The 22,488-nt window shown below is 65.0% G+C and carries 18 protein-coding genes and 1 pseudogene; 12 read left to right on the plus strand and 7 right to left on the minus strand.

Annotation, left to right across the window (positions count from 1 at the left end; genetic code table 11):
- Window positions 1-1,452: 1,452 nt before the first annotated feature.
- Window positions 1,453-2,694 carry an O-antigen ligase family protein gene (locus OYT95_RS09520; protein WP_268791279.1) on the minus strand — a complete coding sequence of 414 codons (1,242 nt, stop codon included), beginning with the start codon at window positions 2,692-2,694 and terminating at the stop codon, window positions 1,453-1,455.
- A 108-nt stretch (window positions 2,695-2,802) separates the two neighbouring features.
- On the opposite strand from OYT95_RS09520, the gene OYT95_RS09525 reads away from it, so the two are divergent.
- The gene (locus OYT95_RS09525) at window positions 2,803-3,513 is read left to right on the plus strand and encodes an SGNH/GDSL hydrolase family protein (RefSeq protein ID WP_268791280.1); all 711 of its coding nucleotides are present in this window, start codon (window positions 2,803-2,805) and stop codon (window positions 3,511-3,513) included.
- 1,010 nt (window positions 3,514-4,523) lie between these two features.
- Here the strand turns inward: OYT95_RS09525 and OYT95_RS09530 are convergent.
- From OYT95_RS09530 to OYT95_RS09545, 4 genes are all read right to left on the minus strand, one after another.
- The gene (locus tag OYT95_RS09530; RefSeq protein WP_268791281.1) at window positions 4,524-5,195 is read right to left on the minus strand and encodes a serine protease; all 672 of its coding nucleotides are present in this window, start codon (window positions 5,193-5,195) and stop codon (window positions 4,524-4,526) included.
- 460 nt (window positions 5,196-5,655) lie between these two features.
- Entirely contained in the window at window positions 5,656-5,898 is a 243-nt protein-coding gene (locus tag OYT95_RS09535; protein ID WP_268791282.1) for a hypothetical protein, read from the minus strand.
- Window positions 5,899-5,914: 16 nt separating this feature from the next.
- Window positions 5,915-7,192, minus strand: coding sequence for a S8 family serine peptidase (locus tag OYT95_RS09540; protein ID WP_268791283.1), 1,278 nt, complete (start codon window positions 7,190-7,192; stop codon window positions 5,915-5,917).
- Between the two features lie 190 nt (window positions 7,193-7,382).
- Complete coding sequence (locus OYT95_RS09545) at window positions 7,383-7,823, minus strand: hypothetical protein (protein WP_268791284.1); 441 nt, start codon at window positions 7,821-7,823, stop codon at window positions 7,383-7,385.
- 288 nt (window positions 7,824-8,111) lie between these two features.
- On the opposite strand from OYT95_RS09545, the gene OYT95_RS09550 reads away from it, so the two are divergent.
- Window positions 8,112-10,730, plus strand: a complete 2,619-nt coding sequence (locus OYT95_RS09550; RefSeq protein ID WP_268791285.1) for a helix-turn-helix transcriptional regulator — start codon at window positions 8,112-8,114, stop codon at window positions 10,728-10,730.
- A 90-nt stretch (window positions 10,731-10,820) separates the two neighbouring features.
- On the opposite strand, the pseudogene OYT95_RS09555 reads toward OYT95_RS09550, so the two are convergent.
- A pseudogene (locus OYT95_RS09555) lies at window positions 10,821-12,141 on the minus strand (DUF222 domain-containing protein).
- Between the two features lie 128 nt (window positions 12,142-12,269).
- On the opposite strand from OYT95_RS09555, the gene OYT95_RS09560 reads away from it, so the two are divergent.
- Window positions 12,270-12,773: a hypothetical protein gene (locus OYT95_RS09560; RefSeq protein ID WP_268791286.1), complete on the plus strand. Its 504-nt coding sequence runs from the start codon at window positions 12,270-12,272 to the stop codon at window positions 12,771-12,773.
- Here OYT95_RS09560 and OYT95_RS09565 read toward each other — a convergent pair.
- Entirely contained in the window at window positions 12,757-13,155 is a 399-nt protein-coding gene (locus tag OYT95_RS09565) for a hypothetical protein (RefSeq protein ID WP_268791287.1), read from the minus strand. The genes OYT95_RS09560 and OYT95_RS09565 overlap by 17 nt on opposite strands.
- Before the next feature lie 139 nt (window positions 13,156-13,294).
- On the opposite strand from OYT95_RS09565, the gene OYT95_RS09570 reads away from it, so the two are divergent.
- The 9 genes from OYT95_RS09570 (at window position 13,295) to OYT95_RS09610 (ending at window position 22,463) form a co-directional block, all read left to right on the plus strand.
- Window positions 13,295-13,438, plus strand: coding sequence for a hypothetical protein (locus tag OYT95_RS09570; RefSeq protein WP_268791288.1), 144 nt, complete (start codon window positions 13,295-13,297; stop codon window positions 13,436-13,438).
- A gap of 19 nt (window positions 13,439-13,457) precedes the next feature.
- Entirely contained in the window at window positions 13,458-13,889 is a 432-nt protein-coding gene (locus OYT95_RS09575; protein WP_268791289.1) for a nitroreductase family deazaflavin-dependent oxidoreductase, read from the plus strand.
- A 123-nt stretch (window positions 13,890-14,012) separates the two neighbouring features.
- On the plus strand, window positions 14,013-15,452 hold the full coding sequence (locus OYT95_RS09580; RefSeq protein ID WP_268791290.1) for a family 43 glycosylhydrolase: 1,440 nt from the start codon (window positions 14,013-14,015) through the stop codon (window positions 15,450-15,452).
- A gap of 176 nt (window positions 15,453-15,628) precedes the next feature.
- Window positions 15,629-17,053: an NAD(P)/FAD-dependent oxidoreductase gene (locus OYT95_RS09585; RefSeq protein WP_268791291.1), complete on the plus strand. Its 1,425-nt coding sequence runs from the start codon at window positions 15,629-15,631 to the stop codon at window positions 17,051-17,053.
- Window positions 17,050-17,430 (plus strand): cupin domain-containing protein, encoded by a 381-nt coding sequence (locus tag OYT95_RS09590; protein WP_268791292.1) that lies wholly within the window; start codon window positions 17,050-17,052, stop codon window positions 17,428-17,430. Before OYT95_RS09585 ends, OYT95_RS09590 begins: the two co-directional genes overlap by 4 nt.
- Before the next feature lie 78 nt (window positions 17,431-17,508).
- Window positions 17,509-19,044, plus strand: a complete 1,536-nt coding sequence (locus tag OYT95_RS09595) for an APC family permease (protein ID WP_268791293.1) — start codon at window positions 17,509-17,511, stop codon at window positions 19,042-19,044.
- 85 nt (window positions 19,045-19,129) lie between these two features.
- Window positions 19,130-19,591, plus strand: coding sequence for an Lrp/AsnC family transcriptional regulator (locus OYT95_RS09600; RefSeq protein WP_268791294.1), 462 nt, complete (start codon window positions 19,130-19,132; stop codon window positions 19,589-19,591).
- Window positions 19,588-20,973: an aspartate aminotransferase family protein gene (locus OYT95_RS09605; protein WP_268791295.1), complete on the plus strand. Its 1,386-nt coding sequence runs from the start codon at window positions 19,588-19,590 to the stop codon at window positions 20,971-20,973. Before OYT95_RS09600 ends, OYT95_RS09605 begins: the two co-directional genes overlap by 4 nt.
- Window positions 20,970-22,463, plus strand: coding sequence for a gamma-aminobutyraldehyde dehydrogenase (locus OYT95_RS09610; protein ID WP_268791296.1), 1,494 nt, complete (start codon window positions 20,970-20,972; stop codon window positions 22,461-22,463). Before OYT95_RS09605 ends, OYT95_RS09610 begins: the two co-directional genes overlap by 4 nt.
- Window positions 22,464-22,488 lie beyond the last annotated feature (25 nt).

The raw sequence follows: 22,488 nt of genomic DNA on the forward strand, positions 1-22,488 counted from the left end.
GGTGAATCGGCCTCCCTTGATCGAGCACCACGTCTAACGCCCGGCTGGGAGCCCAGCACCGAATGCCATCGCACAAAAACTGGGGCACACAGCGTTCCTGTGTGCCCCAGTTTCAGATCGGTACCGGACTTACACTCCGGCGGACCCACCCTCCGAACTGAAGGTCAGGAACGAAGCAAAGAAGTTGATCAATTCCGAGATGCTGGCGAAATCTACAGACATATTTCACTCCTGCCGAGGCGATGGTGTTGGAATCTCGATCCGTACCCTGCCGGGCACTCGTTCTTTCTACACGAGTTAAAAGACTTTGCAACAACTGGGGAGCGGTCGCCACGAAGTTCCTCCCGCGATCCGACCCCTCCTTCGCGATGCAGGTATGGCGGCTGATCACATTCGAATTACTGTTTCAGCTACTTACACCAATCCCGAAGTCGGCCAGCGCAATACACGATCCGCCGAAAAGATAACTCGAGGCCGGAAAGTTGGCCACAATCCTGTTCAGCCGTAGCTCGTGGCTCGAACTAGCGTGTTCACGCCGCTTCCGAGACCGACGAAGCTGTACCTCAACACCTTCCGATCCGGGAACTGCTAATGCGAATAAGCCAGCTACGACCGCACATTCGACGACCGGAAACGGCGCGCCCCCGAGTCCACCGCCTCCGCAGTCGGATCGACGACTACGGCCACTCGAATCCGCTCTTCCCGCCGCGTCAAGACTCCGCTCCTGAGCCGCGAGGGTGGTCGGTGGATTGCCTCGGAAATGTCCTGGGGCTCGACAGCGCCTCGCTCGCGGCGGCCTCGATGCACTCTCTCAGATGAATGTGAGAAGTTTTGGCACAGAGTATTTCACATCCGTTTCCCGTACAGTTGCGCGATGACGATGACTTTCGCGCAGCCGGCGATGCGGTACCCGACCGGCCATGCCGAGCCGCTGCGCCACCGAGACCGTCACGCCGGGTCGAAGATCCTGTCGGCGGCACCCGAAGACTGAATACATTGTCGCAGGCGGGTTCAAGTAATGGTCGCAACACTCCTATAGGAGGGTCCGGGTGGATAGGACGAAGAGGGCGCAAGCGGCGACTCGATCTGGGGACGTATCGGGCACTGTTTGGCCGCCGGTGTCGGTGGCATCGTCGGATCCGTCGTGGATGGTCACCGATCCGCCGGAGGACCCGAACAGGGTGAGCACAGGTTCGAATGCAGGTTCCGGCGTCTCTATAGCCGCCGGGTTGGCTACCTCGTAGCCAACGAAGGCCACGCCTCGGGCGGGGCGCTATAATCAATTCTTCCGGGGTCAAGCGAGCCGGTTGCGAAGCAGTAGAACGCGCCCACGAAGACCAGCATGAGTAAATACATCTTCCGTTCAGGTTCCGCAGTCTTCAGCGCCTCTTCGACACTTCTGCCACCGCCTGATCGGATCAGGCTAGTGGCACTCGGCGTCCTTGGCACCGATCACGCTGATACCAGCCTTGTGACATGCGCGGGTTCCGGCTGCATTGACAGAGGGTAAGCGACAGAGAGCCCGACGAGGACGGCGACGGGAAGCATGACGAACGGATAGATCAGAACGTTGTCAGTGATAGCCACTGCTGCGACGCCTATCAGTGCGAGTGCAGCCGCCTTGTGGATCGGTTGCGGTAACCGCAGCGCACGACGGGTAACGGACCAGATGAGCATCCCAAAGCCGGCAACGAATGGTACAAACCCAATCAGACCGAAGTCGTGCAGGATGCGCAAGTACTCGTTATGCGGGTGACTGATGTGATCAAATCTCGATGAAATGAGCGCAGACGCCGAGCCCGGCCCCTTGCCGAGCAGCGGGGATTCGCGCCACGAGTCAATCGTCATCTCCCAAAGGACTGCTCGGCCCGAAGTGTTGAGAGTCAGTCCGCCGACCGCGTACGCCGCATCTCCTTGCAGGAAACGGTCCCGTAGTGGTGCCCACGTAGTGACCAGGAGGTACATCACGTAGTAGATCGGGATTGCGATGGCGAATACCTTGAGTATCCCGTTCCGGCGAGACGTGAACAGAAATGAGACTGGGATCAGGATCGCCGAGACGAACAATGCTGTGCGCGACAGTGTGAGCGCACATGTCACGACGAGCAGTACAGGAAGGGCCCAGTCGAACCAATTGCTCTTCGGTAAGGCGAGCGTGATTGCGACGAACACCACGAGCATGAGCGCGGCGGAGCGGGGTCCGTAGACCTCCACTCCTATCAGGGACTGGCCCGCGATCACAGATCCCACGATGATCGCGAGGACGCGGAACCATCGAACTGTCCAGTCGGCCGTGAGTGCAGAACACGATGCCGCGGTTATCGCGACGGCGACGACAAACATGATGTAGACCGCCGTGTTCTGCAGTCCATTGACTGATGGACTAACCGCGAGCAAGGCAAGCGCCAATGCTGCGAAAAATCTCAACGACACCGGGAGGCTTGCATGGTCCAGTCGACCCACGAGATAGGGCTCGTATCTATCAGACTCCCCGAGCGGGGCCTCCCGCCGACTGCGCGCTACAAGTACCGCAGGAAGTAACAGCAAGAGGCCGCCCGCCACGATCAGTGTCGCGGCACCAGACAGGCTCATCGGTCCAGCGCTGATTTCGGTTGGTATGTCGCCAACCGCCGCCCACGCAAGTGCGACCGTGATGATCAGGGGGACCCGAGGGCGCAGTTTCGTGGTGGACACCAATGGAAGATACCGACTGCGTCCGTGTCGATCCACTCGGGCAGCGCGTTGACCACGAACATGGTGCCCAGAGTTGCGCGAAATTTGCTATACGGGAGAATGCGCGGAATGAGAATCGATCGGCAGAATCGGTGGGCGCTGTTCGGTGGTGCGGCAATCGTACTGGCGCTGATCTTCGCAATCGTGGCGGCGTTCGCCGCGACCACCCGCACCGAACCGGACGAACCGACAGCCGGGTACCAGCCGGTCGGCCCAGGCCAGCCCACCGTGCTTACCTACACCCCGCCATCCGATCCTCGGAGCTTGTTTATCGGAGACGCGAGCACTGAGAGGTATACCTCCATAGCAGCAGATGAACTCGGCTGGCAATCACGGTTCGAACGTGCTGCCAACGCGCACTGGGCGACCCTCTCCGATTGCATACGAGAATTCGACAAGCGCGAATCATTCAACCCGAACATAGTGATTCTCCACGCCGGCCAGTCCGATACCGAAACCGACCCGGAGGTGCTTGCGGCAACAGTGCGCGACACAATCGACCTAACGCGCCAGGTCTGGCCGGAGGCACAAGTGATCGTGTTCGGCCCTGTTGTTCCTCAGGTTTCATCCACACAGCTAGCCGCCACTTCGGCACGAATCCAGGTGGCTGCCCTTGTGAAGAATGCCCCGTTCATCGACTCCGTGGGGCAACGCTGGTTCACTACCCAGAACACGTCCATGTTCACCGAAGGTGGTGGCAGCGCTTTAAATACTGACGGGAGCGAATATGTCGCTGTAAGATTCCGTCAGAATTTGAGCGCATACACCACCACCGAGTGATTGTTCATCGTCTGTTGTCGAATGGGGCGCGTTCTGGCTGATAGATCCAGCAATCACGCTGCCGGGGACCATACCGGCTTCCTTCCAGCGCAGAGATTGCCGATGGCGTCCAGAGACGGTTGGGCTTTCGGCTGCGAGTGTGCGGTGGAGAATGACGAGGCGCTCCCAGTGCTACCGCCTCACTGGCGCGCCGGGATTCGGCGGGTCCGGTGAACCGGCCGAAGCAGGCGGCACACGCCCCTGCCGCTGGGCGGTGCCAGGGATCGAGCGGCTTGTCCAACGAGAATCGCGAACGAATGTGTGCAGACCCCCGGTGGGAATATCGATCTCCCAACTCAACCCGGCGCCGGTGGCGTGATACCAAGTGAATGCAGCGTTGTCGAATGTGACAGCGGCTCGATATCACGCCAGATCGTGCCGTAGACGGCTTCCTTGCGTGCAGGACCGCCGGTCAAGTCCGTCCACGAGATTCGACGCCCATCAGACGAGCACACGAGACAGTGTCGGGAAGGAGCTCATCGACGCCGTGGCCGCTCAGACTCGAGTAGTGATCGGCAGCATATTAAGGAACCACCCTCGTTGCACTCTGCCCGTTCCGCGCAGCAATCGGCGTCCCGCACGAGCTGGCATTTCCACGAAGGTGCCCACCTGATCGAGTGCGACGCCGGAATCCCCGTCTGCGACGACAGCGGACGACTCGGGGATCGACCGCCGACCCGGCACCGGTATCGGTATCGGTATCGATATCGGCGGGGCAGGAGATCAGAATGTAGGCTCCGCATGTTCGCCACCGGGCGCCGAACACCCCTGCGGTTCACGGCAGAATTTGTCCCGCAGGCGTTGTCAACGGAGAGGACCGCAACACAGCTTCGTCGATTGGTGGAACGTCGCCGACATCGTGGTCTACGCGGACGATGGTCCTAACGCCGCTGATCAGGCTCCTCACTACAGGAAGCGCCTCCTGGATGCGACCATATGGCTCAACCCGAGGCGCATGGTGGGACCCCGCCTTACTGCACCAGGGTGAACCCGGCGCCGTAGCTACCTTTTGCGTCGATATCCGCCAGTATCGGTGTGATCTTCCCGTAGAACGTCGTCGGCTGGGTTCCGAAGTCCATGCCGATGTTGAGACCGACGAGCTTCTCGCCCACCACGATCGGACCGCCCGAATCGCCTTGCCACATCACCGCCCAGTTCTGGAGGTGAATACCGTCCACCTTGCCGATAATCCCGCAATTCTTGCCGGTGGTTGCGCCGTGGTTGCACCCCATGTTCGACAGCGAGGCATCGCCGACAGTCGAGACGACGACGTCGGTGGTGTCGCTGAACTTGCTCGGCACGACAACATCCGGGTTCAGCCGGATCACCGCATAATCGAGCGCGGTGAACGTGCCGTCCGTGTTGCGCGAGTACACATCGGTCTCCCACCCGATCGGCCCTTTGGCAGCCTCACCAACCTTATAGACGGCCGTACCCGCGCCCTGATGGCAGTGGCCGACAGTCAGCGCAACCAAGCGGCCCGCGTTGTCTGTGCCGACCGCGCCGATCGTGCAGTACCCCTCGACGTCCGGGAACGGGGTGTAGGCGGTATCAGGCCCGACATGGATGGTCGGTCCCGCCTGCGCCACCGGGGCGACACCGAGCGTCACCGCGAGCGCGGCCAGAACCGCGACCACAGTCATCTTCATCCTTGTCTCCTGTTTCTCCGACTTGGGGAGCATTCTCCTGTTCTTCTTACTCGAACGGCCACTCATGGGGGTGCTTGGCGACGAAAGCCCCCCATTCTGTGAGGCGCGAGGGAACAGCTGAGCAAGTCTGGATGGAAAGCGGTTCATGCCCTTGTCATTCGGAGGATATACACGGTTCATTTTGACTGGCCAGTGATCGAGTTGTCCATTTATGATCAGCTCGCGTCGGTGGTCCCATCCGATGGCCGGCGCAGAAACCCCGCCTTCTCCCCGACGTTGAGCGGGGTTTCGTCATACCTACCGGACAGTGCTCATGGACAGCGGCGTTGGGATACCACCTTGTGGCATGTTCGCCCAGTTGGTCTCGGGGCTGTTGCACGCCCTCAAATTCGGCAGCGTGAACTAGAAGCGACGAAACGAAATAGCCCACCCTCCCATAGTCGGAGGGCGTCGCCTACCACGGTTCAGGGCCGCGACGGCGGATGTCGACGTTCTGCTCCAGTTCGACGGCCAGGACGCCCGGGACTGCCTCGAGGGCCGCGAGTCGGCTCGCGGGGACGGAACCGGAGATGATTCCGATCGTGCGGTGTACCGCGTCGATCCGCATGCCCTCCTCGGCCAGCGCGACGCCGACCACGTCGATGTCCTCGACGTGGTCGGCGTCCACCGTGACACTTATTCCGACGACGCCCCGCACGGTACGTCGAGCCCTTCTATCCGGATGCCTGGATCAGCCCGGCACCGACATCGAGTGACGGTAACGCGAGCCGCCGGGAATGCTGGGTGAGCAGGGACCACAGATCGCGGCCGGTGCGCCCGGTCTTCTCGCACCACAGGGCAGCGATTCCCGCGACGTGCGGAGTGGCCATACTCGTTCCATTCTTCGAGCCGTAGCGCACGGGCATCGGCACCGACGAGAACACCCGCACGCCAGGTCCGGCCACATCGATCTGGCCACCGGCGACGGGGTTGCTTGAAGCAGAGAAATTGGCCAGCCCGAGATCGGGGTCGACTGCAGCGACGGCCATGATCGACGGACTGTTGGCGGGTACGCCCACCAGTCCCGGGCGCCCGGCGGCTCTGTTCGCGTTGTTGCCGGCCGCAGCCACAATGAGCACTCCGGCCGCCAGCGCACGCTGCCCCACCGTCTCGTAAGCCACGGACACCGACGCGACGTCGGCACCGAGAGACATCGAGACGATCTGACAACCGTTGGCGATTGCCCACTCGATGCCTGCGAGGATCCCCCCGTCCACACCACGCCCCTGATCCGACAGAACCTTCCCGACGAAGATGTCGGCCTCGTGAGCCACTCCGTAACGGCGGGTGCCGGCCGCTGCCGCCGGACCGCAGGCCGTTCCGATGCAATGCGTGCCGTGTCCGTGCCCGTCCTGGGGTTCCGCGCCCGGAATGAACGACTGGGCCGTGATGGTGCGACCGTGGAAATCCGGGTGGGTGAGATCGAATCCTGTGTCGAGAACGGCGATCCGGACTCCGCGCCCACTGCACGCCGACGTCGTGGTGCGGGTCGCTTGCAGTCCCCAGGTGAACTCCGGCGTATCCAGGAAGTGCTCGGTGCCTTCTGCCGCGACTGCACCGTTCTCAGGCCGTGCGATCTCTACGACGGTGTCCTCACTGTCGAGCGCATGGTGGACCAACTCGGGTTCGACGGAGAGGACCGCGATGTCGGGCGAGGCGGCTGCCGTGCGGAGTGCGGCCAACTGGTCGGGATCCGCGGTCACCACGGCAATTCCGAGTTCGTCGAACAGAACTGCGTCGGACACATCCGCCAGTTCGAGATCCATTGCCGAAGCATCGAACTCGCTACTTCGCGTTACAGTCGCGACCCCGGTGAGGGACCGTAGGAGTGCTGTGGGACCCGCTCGCCTCCCGTCGTCCGTGAACACCACCACCTGACGGCCCGTCGTCTCGGCCCGCGAATCCGCGACGGGCCCGTCGCCGTGTCGGTCGGAATCTTGTCGAGATATCACTGTTTTCGTCCTTCTGTTCTGGATCGCGGCGCACTCGTCGTCGCGTCGATGTGTCTACTTGCCTTCGGTTTTCGTTCGTGCGTAACGCTCGTTGGACGCAATCAACGGTCCGGCACGTGGTCCCGACTTCCGCGAGTGGCGCGCTACCCGAATTTCTCTCAGACCGAATTGGAGGGCCGAGTAGTTCGGCTCACGCGACCGCGGACGTGGCGTGATACCAGTCGACGACGACGGACCTCACGCCGACCGCGGCGATCATCGTCCGGACGGGACCGTCGACGCACAACTGATTGTCGATATGCCGCTCACTGGAGCAGCCGCAGATGCTCGGTGTGGCCCGCAACCCGATCAGGATTTCCGGAAGGGTCTCGGATCGACTGCCCTCGATGAGGAGTGCCTCCTCGTCGACGCCGCGGACCACGATGTCGTGTCCGTTGGCGACATCACCGACGATCAGTGCGAGGTAGTCGACATCGGCGTCGTCGTCGCGCATGCCGATCAGTCGCGCCGTGCCGGTTCCGAGCGGCACGAGTTCGTCCAACACCAGAACGGCGGACTCGGATTCGCGGAGCCGATCGAGTTCGATCCGGCGCGCCGTCCAACTGAAGAAGGGCTCCGGCCGCGCGGTCATGACATTCTCCTGTAGTTCGACGCAATAACTTTCCGCGATACCCATTCAGCGTGGCCGGGATGTCGGCTAATCTCGCGAGTAGCGTCCTACCCGATCGCGCGAGACGCACCTTCGGTCGATCGCGAAACCGAACTCGTGCCCGTGTCGCGCTACTCAATCCATCGACGTCTCAGGAGAATTGCGACCTAAAGCGACTCCAAGGTTGTATTGCACAGCTTCGCTGGATAACTCGCGCCCAATACTCGTCTCGGTGCTGTCACCGGTGCCGCGAGAATCTAGAATCAGTGCATGGGTCCGACGTGGCCTCTGATTCAGCGGCAAGTCGAGTTCGACGCGATCACCGCGTCGCTCACGACTCGGTCCGGGGGATGCGGTGTCGTCCTCACGGGCGATCCCGGCGTCGGCAAGACCACCCTCGCGCGGTTCGCCACCGAGTCGTTGCCGCGAGAGGTGAAATGGGTGGCGGGCACCGAATCGGCGCGAAGCATCCCGCTGGGCGTGTTCGCCCATTTGGTCGGGGCGTCCACCTCCCGGGATCCTGTCGCGTTTCTGTCCGCGGCGCGGCAGGCGCTCCTCGACGACGGCCACAGTCGCGACGTGGTGGTCGGCGTGGACGACGCGCACCTCCTCGATCAGCTTTCGGCGACGTTCCTTCATCAGCTTGCCCTCGACAAGGCGGTGCACATCGTCGCCACCGTCCGCAACGGCGAGACCGTGCCCGACGCGATCACGTCGTTGTGGAAGGACGGTCACCTCCTGCGGCTCGAACTGTCGCCGTTCAGCCGGGACCAGAGCATCGAGTTGATCGAGTCCGTGCTGGACGGCCCCCTCGAGGGGCTGAGCGCGGACACGATCTGGGAGGCGTCCGGCGGGAACGCGTTGTTCGTCCGGCATCTGGTCGAGGGCGCCCTCGAAGCGGGGACGCTGCGACGCTCGGGTGGTGTCTGGCAGTTGCGGGGCCGTGCCGCCATCACATCCGAACTCGCGTCCCTACTGGAGCACCGGATCGATCAGATTCCCCACGATGTGCTGCAGGCGCTGCAGCTTCTCACGTTCTGCGAACCGCTCGATCTCGACATCCTCGGTCAGTTGGCAGGTGAGGATGCGGTGGAGGAGGCCGAGCGACGCGGACTCGTCAGAATCGTCGAGGACGGACACCGGCTCGACGTCCGCTACACGCATCCACTGTTCGGTGAGGTGATCCGACGACGGGTGGGGCGCGCAGCAGGCCGGAGGCTCCGGGGACAGCTCGTGGAGGCCCTGAGCAGCCGTGCCGTGGTCGGATCCTCGAACCGGATTCGCCTGGCCGAGCTGGCCCTCGACAGTGACCGGTCCGTCGAACCCGATCTGTTGGTCAACGCTGCCGAGGACGCAATCGGTTTGGCGAATGTGCCGCTGGGGGAAAGGCTTGCGCGGGCGGCACTCGACCAGACCGGCAGTTTCGAAGCAGCCGACCTCCTGGCACGAGCGCTGTTGTGGCAGGGGCACGCCACCGAGGCAGAATCGTTGCTGCTGTCCTTTTCGCCTGACAGCCTGGACCAGGTGCAGCTGGTGCGCTGGGGTACGTCGCGGATCGCAAACCTGTTCTGGGCGAGCGGCGAGTCGGAGAAGGCCGACGAGGTCCTCGCGGTTCTCCGCGAGAAGGTCACGCATCCCAGTCTCGTGCCGATCATCGAGGGCATCGGCTCGGTGTGCGCGGTGTTCGAGAATCGCCCCGAGGAGGCCGCAGCGGCGGCGAAGGCGATTCTGGCCGCCGACCGAGTACTGCCATGGGCGATCGAGTGGGCATACTTCGGTGGCGGGTTGTCCCTGGCACTCATGGGACGCGGCGGCCAAGTGCCGGAACTGGCGGCACGCAGCGCTGCGGTGGCCGATCAGATCGACGGGTTGCTGCGGTTCCCGGCCGCGCACGGTGAGATCCTGGCGTTGACCCTCACCGGACAGTTCGCCGCGGCGCAGCGCCGGGCCGAGGAGTACCTCTCGTTGGCGTCGAGCGGCCGATACGTTGCTTGGGGGCTTGCGAACATCCTGGTGGGAACCGTGGAACTTGCCCGCGGTCGGTTCAACGACGCCGCGGGTCGACTCGAACAGGCGATCGCCGCCCTCAACGTCGGCGATACCGCCGATGCGATCTCGTGGAGTTTCCCCGCCTACATCGTGCTCGGTCAGGCGTATGCGGAACTCGGTCGCATTCACGAGGCGGACGGCATCATCACCGCAGCACAGGCCCGGAACGGCCGGCACGTTGCCGTGTTCGGGCCCCAACTCATGATGTCGCAGGCGTGGCTCGCCGCAGCACGGGGTGAAACCTCGCGGGCCGTCGACCTGTCGCGGTCGGCAGCAGAGTGCGCCTGTCAGTCAGGACAATTCGGCATCGAGGCGGTCGCGCTTCACCTTGCCACCCGGTTCGGCGACACGACTACCGCCACGCGTCTCGTCGAGTTGGCCGACATCTGCGACGGCGAACTTGTCGACATCGTTGCCCGGCATGCGGTGGCAGTCGCGGCAGGAAACGGATGCGGTGTGGCATCCGCAGCAACCGAGTTCGAGAGAATCGGCGCCCTGCCGGATGCCGCCGATGCCTACGCTCGGGCAGCGATCGCATTTACGCAGGCCGGAGACAAGCGGCGTTCGATCGAGTGCGCTGCCGCGGCCGAAGCCCTGTCGGCACGATGCGACCACATGTCATCTCCCGCGCTGGTGGAGGCCGCCCATCCACTCCCCCTCACGAGTCGTGAACGGGAGGTGGGGTCGATGGTTGCGGCCGGATTGTCGAACCGCCAGATCGCCGATCGGTTGTTCGTCTCGGTGCGCACGGTGGAGGGGCATATCTACCGTGCATGCATAAAGCTCGACGTCGCCGATCGCAACGGTCTTGCGCAGGCGATGGGCACGACGGTTCGGTGACACCGACCGGACTCCGGGCACGACGGCATGCCGGCTCGGCGACAGGATTTGTCCTGTCACCGAGTCGGCGTGGTGCGCGGTGTCGCGTGGTCAGGAGGCGCGGGGCCGGGCCCGGTTGTGCGCCGGTATCGGCTTTCGTTCCCAGTCGACCTGCCGGGGTGGAAATGAATGTGGGGTGCCGGTCGGCTCCCATCTCTATCTCCCAGTCGCTGTGGTGCAGCAGCCGGTGGTGGAAGCCGCAGAGCAGCACCAGGTTACCCATGTCGGACGGCCCGCCTGCGGACCAGTGAATGATGTGGTGACCTTCGCACCAGGACGGCGGCGCACCACACCCGGGGAATGCGCATCCTCGATCCCTCGCCACCAACGCTTTTCGCTGCCTCTTCGTGACTGTCCGGGTGGAGATGCCGAGGTCGAGTGGCGCCCCGTTGTCGTCGAGCACGATCGGCGTGTAGATTGAATCGCAGCTGAGGAGCCGGGCTGCCCTGAGACTCAGTGGCCCCATCCACTCGGTCCACGCCACCCCATCGACGGCGAAGAGCGAGTCGTCCGGCGAGGCGGCGGCATCCTGCTGTGCTCGTGCACTGCAGTCGGTGTGGTCGGCGAGATCCTTGACGTTCACGTGGACGGAGACGTGTCGTCGTTCGCCGCCTTCTTCGCCGGCTACCCCGGAGTCGAGATAGCGGCGCAGGAGTTCGGTGAACCCATCGGCCCGCCGCTGCCCGGGAGTGCGGGGGTCCTTGGTTCCGTCCTGCGCGGGCCGTGGCGTGGACAGTCCGGAGAGCGCCGACAGCAGCATCTCACCGGTCACGGCATCCAGGTCGCCCTTGACGGCGACGCGTCCGTTGAGCGTCTTGGATGCGTGGAACTCGTTGAGTTCGGTGTCTTCACTGGGCGGCGGATCGTCGGACTCGAAGGCGCGTTCCAACCTGGCGATCACGGCGCGCACCGCGTCCGTGTTCGCGGTGGGACCGGTTGCGGCGAACAGCAACGCATTTCGGCAGTCATCAAACGCTTCGAGCGGCATGCCCTTGGGTGGCCTCTCGCAGAACTTCATGATCAGCGCTGCGTGCTCCGCCGAAATGTTGGTGCCGAAGTACTCTTCCGCGATCTCCGGTTGGAGACGCAAACCTCGGCCCAACAGCACGATTCGCCCCGCCGCGCCCACCTCGAGCAACGTCTTGGAAGCCAGCCACATCTTGGCGTTCGGAAACCCCAGCAAGTCGACCTTGCAGCGATGGTCGACGGCCCCGACGAGCTTGACACGCAAGGCTTCGAGTCGCTGAATCTCCTCCGAGATACGAACGACCGATTCGAGCAACTCCGCCTCGGCCAGACGCCACGCATCACCGACCGCGGTCGCCAGAATTTCGTCCGACAACGCCCCCTGGATATCTCCCCCGAGCCCCATGTTCGAATCTTACTTCGAACGTTTGTTCGAGTCAATGGTTTCGTGACAGCCGCGACCTTCGGGTAACCCCACCGAAGAAGTCCCGGAACGACATACGAAGTACGCGAACGGGTGGCACGCTTGACGGTGTGACAACCCCGGATCCGGCGACCGAACCCCACCGCAGTCGCTTGCGCCGTCTGCGTGCCGCGTGGCGGAGGAAGCTCGATCCGAGTGAGCAGTCGGCGGTGGTGTCGTGGGGTGCGTTCACGCTGACTTTCGCGGGGGTGCGGGCATTGACGCACTGGATCCGGCGCGGGCACGGACCGGCCGGCGGTGGGTTGAGTCTCCACGGCCGCCATTTCCACCATTACAACCTCGGCATCGCCGCGCTGGCCGGGGTAGGGGCCGTGGCGGTGCGTGGCTCCGAGAAGCAGCGCCGCCATCCGACGGTGCCCGTCTCGTACGGCGTCGGCACCGCGCTCATCGTCGACGAGTTGGCGTTGCTGCTGGATCTGGAAGACGTCTACTGGGCGAAGGAGGGGCGGACCAGCGTCGATGCCGCGGTGATCATCATCGGGCTCGGTGGGCTGATGACCGCCGGATTCGAGTTCTGGCCCGCGGCCCAACGCGCGCTCACGGAGCCGACGTAGGCGGCAGCGCACCGGACAGCCGGGCACTCCCCCACGGCTCGATGTCGTAGACGGGGATGCAGTCCAGTCCACGGGCGCGCACACGCTGCACGACCGCCGCATCCGCCGACACGCAGGTGCCGTCGGCAACGGCCTCGGTGACGATCGCGTACAGCACATCAGCCTGGAGTTCGCGTACGGGCTTCAGTCCCTGCTCCACCGTCCAGTGCCGCACGGCGGCCCAGTGCGTCACTTCGGTGACGGTGGACGGGTTGCCGATGAACAGCACACTCCGCGTGACATTCCGTCCGCCCGCGACGGCCGACGACTGCACCTGAATCTCCGCCTCGGTGCACCACTCGGACGCCACCTCGGCCAGCGTGGTGCTCGCTATCGTCGACATCTACCTCGTCCTGTTCCTGCATCCGACTCGCATGAGAGTCATCCTGTCGCGTATCGGGTGCCGCGGCTGTCCTCCGATCGGACCCAGAATCGGATGATTCGGATGTCCCCCGATCGGGCCACAGCAACTGGGGTGCTGGGTGTCCGCGGAAGAAGTTGACGGCGAACGAGCCGCACGAGTCGGCGCGGAACTCGCCGGAATCGCCGGCGAGGCCGGAATCGGCCCGAGCGAACTCGTCGACGACCATCCGTCAACAGCGCGGACAGCCTCCGGCGGACATTGAAGCCGTTACGCTGAAATTTATGCCGACGGACCGCGGACTCAAGTTCATGAACGCCGCCCACCGCGCCCTGCTGCGCATTACCGGCGGGCGGGTGGGGCGGAGTTTCGGCAAGATGCCTGCGGTGGAGTTGACCACCGTCGGCCGCAAGACCGGGAAGGTGCACAGCGTCATGCTGACCGTCCCGGTGCGGGAAGGTGACACGCTCGTCGTGGTGGCCTCACGTGGTGGCGATGACCGCCACCCCGCGTGGTTCCTGAACCTGCAGGCCAACCCGGCGGTCCAACTGTCGCTGCAGGGAAACCCCGCGCAGTCCATGCGCGCCCACGTGGCAACCGCCGAGGAGCGGGCCCGTCTGTGGCCGAAAGTCACCGCCGCCTACAAGGGATACGCCGGCTACCAGAAGAAAACGGACCGCGAGATCCCTCTGGTTCTGCTCGACCCCACGACCTGACGCCGGCCACCGCCGGCAGAACACGGTTCGGTTGCAGTCCGGTACCGTGAGCCGATTCCACCCTTAACCTCGACCTCACCCTTATAGATTTGCGGATTCCGGGCGGGCGAGGTTGGGAGTGACGTGGACACTGACGATGCTGCGCTGCGCAAGTCCCGCACCCGACACCGCCCGCGGCGCGGGTGGATCGTGGCAACTCTGACGCTTCTCGTCTTGATGGGTGCGCCCGCCCCGTCGGCGACGGCCGAAGCGATCGTGCAACCGGTGGCCGCAGACCCGAGCGTCGTCCGCGCGTCCGACGGCATGTTCTACATGTACACGACCGCCGACGACTGGGGCGACGGCCAGGGCATGCACAACATGTCGATCTTCAAGTCCGCCGACCTCATGGATTGGATGTACCTCGGCGACGTCTTCCCCGACCGGCCCGCGTGGCACCCGGACGGCAAGCTCGCGTGGGCGCCGAACGTCCTCGAGTCCGACGGCCAGTTCAGCCTGTACTACTCGCTCTACGACGAGTCGAACCCGTGCATCGGTCTCGCCACCGCCGACCGGCCCACCGGACCGTGGACCGATCTGGGCCGCCCCGTGTTCTGCGCCCACGACGTCGGCGTGGGCGGCACCATCGACCCGTTCGTGTGGGACGACGGCACGACGAAGACGATGTTCGTCGGCAACTTCCAGGGCGTGCACGCCATCCCGCTCAGCCCGGACGGGACCGCGGCGGCCGGCGAACCCGTACGCGTCGCGGACGAGCGCTTCGAGGGCCCCTACGTCGAATTCCACGACGGCTACTACTACCTGTTCCTCTCCGCCGGCAACTGCTGCAACGGCGCCGACACCGCCTACCGCGTCCTCGTCGGCCGGTCGGAGTCGCTGACGGGGCCGTACCTCGACCGGAAGGGTCAGGACCTGAACGACGGCGGAGGGGCCCTCATCCTCGCCGGCAGCGAACCGTGGGCCGGACCGGGCCACAACACGGTGGTCTCCGACGACGCGGGCTCGGATTGGATCGTGTACCACGCCATTCCGCGCGACAACCGGGACCTGCCCAGCGGAGCCCGCCGGCGCGAAGGGATGATCGACCGGATCGTGTGGGCGAACGGCTGGCCCGAGGTCGGTGACGGTTCGCCCGCGTCGACCGGGCCGGCGAACCCCGACACCGACCTGCCGGTGCGGGTGACGTTGCGCGCCGATTCCGACACCACACTGCCCGCGGGCGGCGGCACCGTCGACACGACCATGCTCGTCGAGGCGCCCGACGACCGTCCCTACGCAGGGCAGGTGTGGGTCAGCGCGGTCTCCCCAGACGGCCAGACCAGCGATCCGTTCTTCGGGCCGATCGACGTCGACCTGCAGCCGGGTGAGGCCCTCGAGGAGGCCGTCGCGTACACGGTGCCGGGAGATGCGGTCGCGGGGACCTATTACGCCTACGCCTTCGCGGGCACCTTCCCCGACGAGACCGTCGAGTTCGGCACCGTTCACGCCGTCAAGTCCGGCGACGAGGCCAGGATCAGCCCCGTCCGCTCGGTGTCACTGCACCTCGGCACGGTCGCGCGCTGACGAGGCAGTCCAGTAAGGAACAACCGATTCGGTGTCCGATTCTCACTTCGACAACTGATTCCGCAATGTTTCTCGCCTATCGCTATTGAAATAGTGGCCAGCGTAGGTCAGGATGGGTGCCACGGTGACGTGCCTCACACGTCACCTTTCGGTCATTCCACCAACAAAGGTGCTCCATGCTGCAGACAGTGTTCGAGAAGAATCAACCGAACGCGAAGGTCGTCGACCATGCGCTCCTGCGCACCCGGTTGGCACCGTTCTGGATCGAGGACGTCGCCGACACCCCCACCTACCCGGCCGCCTCGGCCGACTCCGCGTACGACCTGGTGGTCGTCGGCGGCGGATACACCGGACTCTGGAGTGCTCTGCTCGCGAAACAGCGCCACCCCGACCTGTCCGTCGCGCTCGTGGAGGGCAAGACCATCGGATGGGCGGCATCCGGCCGTAACGGCGGGTTCGTCGAAGCCAGCCTGACCCACGGCAGCGAGAACGGACGTCGACGCTGGCCGGGAGAAATCGACACACTGGAGGTGCTCGGGCTCGAGAACCTCGACGCCATCGAGAAGACCGTCCACACCCTGGGGTTGGACTGCGATTTCGAACGGAACGGCGCGATCTCGGTCGCGATCGCCGATTACCAGGCGAAGGACGTGTTCGACACGCCGCCGAGCGCTACCACCACGGTGCTGGACGGGCCCGGGATGCGCGCGCAGGTGAACTCGCCGACGTATCTGGCCGGCGTGTGGGACAAGCAGTCCACGGCGCTGGTGCATCCGGCCAAGCTCGCCACCGAACTCGGCCGGGCCTGTGCGGAGCACGGTGTCGAGATGTTCGAGCACACCAAGGTCCTCGATCTCGTCCGCTCCCGATCGTCGTCCCGGGTCGGCGTTCGGACGGCGTCCGCGACCCTGTCGGCCGGCCGAGTGATCCTGGCAACCAATGCCTTTCCGTCCCTGCTGAAGCGGTACCGGCTGCACACGGTGCCGGTGTACGACTACGTGCTCATGACCGAACCGCTGTCCGACGCACAACTCGCGGAGGTGGGATGGTCTGCCCGGCAGGGCGTCGCCGACATGTCCAATCAGTTCCACTACTACCGGCTCACCCGCGACAACCGAATCCTCTGGGGCGGGTACGACGCGATCTACCATTTCGGGCGCGGAATGCATCATGACCTCGAAGACCGTCCCGAGTCCCACGCACGGCTGGCGAGCCACTTCTTCACGACGTTCCCGCAGCTCGAGGGCCTGGAGTTCACGCACAGGTGGGGCGGCGTCATCGACACGTCGACGCGCTTCTGCTCGTTCTTCGGTTCCGCCGCGAAGGGGCGGATCGCGTACGCGGCCGGCTTCACCGGTCTCGGTGTCGGCGCTTCCCGTTTCGCGGCGAACGTCATGCTCGACAAGGTGTCCGGTGAGACGACGGCGTTGACGGAGTTGGACTTGGTGAAGTCCATGCCCCTCCCCTTCCCGCCCGAACCGTTGGCGGCGGCCGGCATCAACGCCACCCGGTGGTCCCTCGATCGCGCCGATCATCAGGAAGGCCGGCGGAACCTGTTCCTCAAGGCTCTCGACGCGGTGGGATTGGGGTTCGACTCGTGATCGACCCCGCGACCGGGGTCGTCGCGTGGGAATCCGGACCGCACATCGAGGCTCGAACCGCCGATCTCGACTACCACCGCCTGCCGGACGAGCAGGCGATCGGCGACAGCGTGCCGATGGTCGGCGAACGAGTGCTCGGCGACTTCGCCGGTGTCACCGTCGGCGTGTGGGAGATCGAGCCCAGCGTCTCGTCCGACGTCGAGATCGACGAGGTGTTCGTGGTACTCAGCGGCGACGCGACAGTGCAGTTCGACGACGACACCCCCGATCTCGAACTCGGTCCCGGAAGTGTCGTCCACGTGCGGTCCGGGCAGAAGACCCGATGGATCGTGCGTGACACGCTGCGGAAGATCTTCATCGCCGCGCCGGCAACGTAACCGCGAAAACCACTACACCCCTTCATCACACCCACACGGGCACCTCTGCCCGCAGCCGCACACCTCGAGGGAGACTTGATGAGCATTGCCGAACCGCCACCCTTGAAGACCCAGCCCTCGACGACCCACGACCCGCTCGGCACCGCGAAGGGCCTCAACAGCGGCGCACTGGGATTGATCGGCAACACGGTGATCGGGCTGTCCTCGGTCGCGCCCGCCTACAGCCTCGCCGCGACACTGGGATACGTCGTCCTGGCCGTCGGCGACAAGGCACCGTCGATGTTCCTCGTCGCGTTCATCCCCATGTTGCTCACGGCGTTCGCCTACCGCGAGCTCAATCGGGACACCCCGGACTGCGGCACCTCGTTCACCTGGGGCACCAAGGCGTTCGGACCGTGGATCGGCTGGATGGCGGGGTGGGGACTCGCCGTCTCCGCGATCATCGTCCTCGCCAACACCGCGGAGATCGCGGCGATCTACCTGTTCGAGGTTCTCGGGTTGCACGCGGCAGCCGAGTCGCTCGCCGCGAAGGTGCTGCTGGGCTGCTTCTTCATCGCGGCCATGACCTACGTCAGCTTTCGCGGCATCCTCATCAGCGAACGCCTGCAGAACGTCCTGATCGCGGTACAGTTCACCGTCCTCATCGGGGTCAGCGTCCTCGCACTGTCGAAGGTGTTCGGCGGCACCGCCGGCCCGCAGGCAGTCACCCCGCAACTGGACTGGATCATTCCGACCGGTGTCTCGATGTCCAGCGCCGCACAGGCGATCATCCTGTGCATCTTCATCTACTGGGGGTGGGACGCCTGCCTGGCGGTCGGTGAGGAAACGAAGGATTCCGAGCGGACTCCCGGCCGCGCCGCAGTCTTGACCACGGTCATTCTCGTCGCCACGTACGTCCTCGTCGGATACGCGGTCCAGTCGTTCGCCGGGTTCGGGGACACCGGCATCGGCCTGAACAATCCCGAGAACGTCGACGACGTGCTGACCACGCTGGGCGGGCCGGTCGCCGGGCCGGTGGCAGCCTCGTTGCTGCTGCTGACGGTGTCGATCTCCGCGCTCTCCTCCACCCAGACCACCATCCTGCCGACGGCCCGCGGAACGTTGTCGATGGCGGTCTACGAGGCACTGCCGCGCCGGTTCTCCACCGTGCACCCCCGGTACATGACCCCCGGCTTCGGAACCCTGGTCATGGGAGCCGCGGCACTTCTGTTCTACCTGGTCCTGTCGTTCGCCAGCGCCAACGCCCTGCAGGATTCGGTGGCGTCGCTCGGACTCGCGGTCGCCTTCTACTACGGCATCACCGCCTACGCGTGCGTCTGGTACTTCCGCCGCACCCTCCTCGACTCGGCACGTAACCTGTTCATGCGCGGCATCTTTCCGCTGCTCGGTGCCCTCTGCATGACGTGGGCCTTCGTCCAGAGCGCCGTCGACATGCTGCGTCCCGACTACGGATTCACCGCATTCGGCCCGTTCGGGGGCGTGTTCGTTCTCGGCGTCGGAATGCTGGTGGTCGGAATCCCCCTGATGTTGCTGTGTTTCGCGACCGGCTCCCGGAACTTCTTCCGCGGACGCACCCTCACCGCCGACACCGAAGTGAAGGTGCCCGAATCGTGAGTACCCACGTCACCAGGAAGAGGCGATAGTTCCGAAATGTCCGAGCCGATTGTCTTCGACACGACGAGCAAGGGAGGATTCGACCATGTCTGAGCAGCCTGCCTCTCTCGATCCCGTGTCCAAGCAGATCATCGAGCAACTTCAGGAGGATGGACGACGGTCGTACTCGGCCATCGGCAAAGTCGTCGGATTGTCGGAAGCGGCTGTACGCCAACGCGTGCAGAAGCTGATCGACACCGGCGTCACGCAGATCGTCGCGGTCACCGACCCCGTTCAAGTGGGATTCTCACGTCAGGCCATGGTCGGGATCCGCTGCTCGGGGGACGTCACCGACATCGCCGCCCGGCTCGCGGACGTCGACGCCATCGACTACGTCGTGTTGACGGCAGGCGCGTACGACATCCTGGCCGAGATCGTGTGCGAGAACGACGACCACCTCCTGACCGTGCTCAACAAAGATATTCGCACTATTCCCGGTGTGCTCGGCACCGAGACGATGGTGTACCTGAAACTTGTCAAACAGCAATATGATTGGGGAACCCGATGACTACGGTTACCAACTCTTCGCCCACCACGGCGCACCTCGAGGCGGCCGCCCGCCGCCATCTGTGGGGGCATTTCTCCCGGCACGGGCAGAACATCACCCCGCCGATCATCACCCGCGGTGAGGGAGCCCGGATCTGGGACACCGCCGGCAAGAGCTACCTCGACGGGCTGTCCGGGTTGTTCGTCGTCCAGGCCGGACACGGCCGCACCGAGCTCGCCGAGGCCGCCGCCAAACAGGCCGAACAACTCGCATTCTTCCCACTCTGGTCCTACGCCACCCCACCGGCGATCGAACTCGCCGAACGCCTCGCCGGCTACGCCCCCGGCGACCTGAACCGGGTCTTCTTCACCACCGGCGGCGGCGAGGCCGTCGAAAGCGCCTGGAAACTGGCCAAACAGTACTTCAAAAAGGTCGGCAAACCCGGCAAACACAAGGTCATCTCCCGCTCCATCGCCTACCACGGCACCCCGCAGGGCGCCCTCGCCATCACCGGCATCCCCGCCCTGAAGGCCCCGTTCGAACCGCTCACCCCCGGCGCGTTCCGGGTCCCCAACACCAACATCTACCGCGCCCCCGAACCGCTCGGCTCCGACCCGAAAGCATTCGGGATCTGGGCCGCCGACCGGATCGCCGAGGCCATCGAATTCGAGGGCCCGGACACCGTCGCCGCCGTCTTCCTCGAACCGGTGCAAAACGCCGGCGGCTGCTTCCCACCCCCGCCCGGCTACTTCGAGCGGGTCCGGCAGATCTGCGACGACTACGACGTGCTGCTGGTCTCGGACGAGGTGATCTGCGCGTTCGGCCGGATCGGGTCGATGTTCGCCTGCGACGACTTCGGATACGTCCCCGACATCATCACCTGCGCCAAGGGCCTGACCTCCGGGTACTCCCCGATCGGGGCGATGATCGCCTCGGACCGGCTGTTCGAACCCTTCGCCGACGGCACGTCGATGTTCGCGCACGGCTACACCTTCGGCGGGCACCCCGTCTCGGCGGCGGTCGCGCTGGCGAACCTCGACATCTTCGAACGCGAGGGCCTCAACGCCCACGTCGCCGAGCAGGCACCGGCGTTCCGGGCCACCCTCGACAAGCTCACCGACCTACCCATGGTCGGGGACGTGCGCGGCGAGGGCTTCTTCTACGGCATCGAGCTGGTCAAGGACAAGACCACCAAGGAGTCGTTCACCGACGACGAGGCCGAACGGATCCTGCACGGATTCCTCTCCACCGCCCTGTTCGACGCCGGCCTGTACTGCCGCGCCGACGACCGCGGCGACCCGGTCATCCAACTCGCCCCACCCCTGATCTGCGGACAAGCCGAATTCGACGAAATCGAACACATCCTCCGCAGCGTCCTCACCGAAGCCTGGACCCTGCTGTGAACCACCAGGACCTTCCCGGGATGTACGTCGGCGGCCGCTACCGGGACGGCCGAGCGGCCGAGCGGTACGAGGTGCTCGATCCGGCCACGGGCGAGGTGATCTCCTCCCGCACCGAGGCGTCGGTGGACGACGTCGACGACGCGGTCGCCACCGCGAAGACCGCCTACGCGGAATGGTCGACGACGAGCCCGGGCGAGCGTTCCGCCGTCCTGACTCGATGGGCCGCCGAGCTCACGGAGATGTCCGACGACATCGCACGCACCGAAACCCGGCAGACGGGCAAACCGATCAAACTGTCGACCGAGTTCGACGTTCCCGGGTCGATCGACAACGTGTCGTTCTTCGCCGGCGCGGCCCGCAACCTGGAGGGAAAGGCGTCGGGCGAGTACTCCCCCGACCACACGTCCACCATCCGCCGTGAACCCGTCGGGGTGATCGGCTCGATCGCGCCGTGGAACTATCCGCTGCAGATGGCGGCGTGGAAGGTCCTGCCCGCGGTCGCCGCAGGCAACACCATCGTGCTCAAACCGGCGGAGATCACTCCCCTCACGTCGCTGCTGTTCGCGGAGGCCGCGTCCCGAGCCGGAATGCCGGACGGCGTCGTCAACGTGATCACCGGCCGCGGCGTGACGACCGGCTCGTCGCTGGTGTCGCACCGGGACGTGAGCATGGTGAGTTTCACCGGCTCGACACCCGTGGGACGGCAGATCGCGGGCGCCGCGGCGGGCAAACGACTCCACCTGGAACTGGGCGGGAAGGCCCCCTTCCTGGTGTTCGACGACGCCGATCTCGAGGCCGCGATCAACGGAGCCGTCGCCGGTGCCCTCATCAACTCGGGCCAGGATTGCACCGCGGCCACCCGCGCCTACGTGCAGCGTCCGCTGTACGACGACTTCGTCGCGGGAGTGGCATCGCTGATGGACACCGTCCGACTCGGTGACCCGTCCGATCCCGGCACCGACATGGGTCCGTTGGTGTCGCGGCGACAACAGCAGCACGTCGCCGGGTTCATCGAACGCGCCCGCGACACCGGGGCGAAGATCGTCCGCGGCGGATCCGTCCCCGGGGGCGACCTCGCGTCCGGCTTCTACTACGAGCCGACGCTCGTCGTGGGTGCCGACCAGTCCAGTGAGATCGTGCAGCGGGAGATCTTCGGCCCGGTTCTCGTCGTCCTGCCGTTCGAAAACGATCCGGACGGAATCGCGCTCGCCAACGACACCGACTTCGGGCTGGCGGCGTCCGCGTGGACACGGGACCTGTACCGGGCCCAGACCGCCTCCCGCGACATCGCCGCGGGCTGTGTCTGGATCAACGACCACATCCCGATCATCAGCGAGATGCCCCACGGCGGGTACAAGGCGTCCGGTTACGGCAAGGACATGTCGACGTACTCGCTCGACGAGTACACCAACGTCAAGCACGTCATGTCCGACATCACCGGCACCGCCAGGAAGGACTGGCACCGGACGGTGTTCGGCGACCGAGGATAAGTCCGGTCGCCGGGGCGGCAACAGG

This window comes from Rhodococcus sp. JS3073 (genome assembly GCF_026810085.1).
Lineage (GTDB): Bacteria > Actinomycetota > Actinomycetes > Mycobacteriales > Mycobacteriaceae > Rhodococcus_F > Rhodococcus_F wratislaviensis.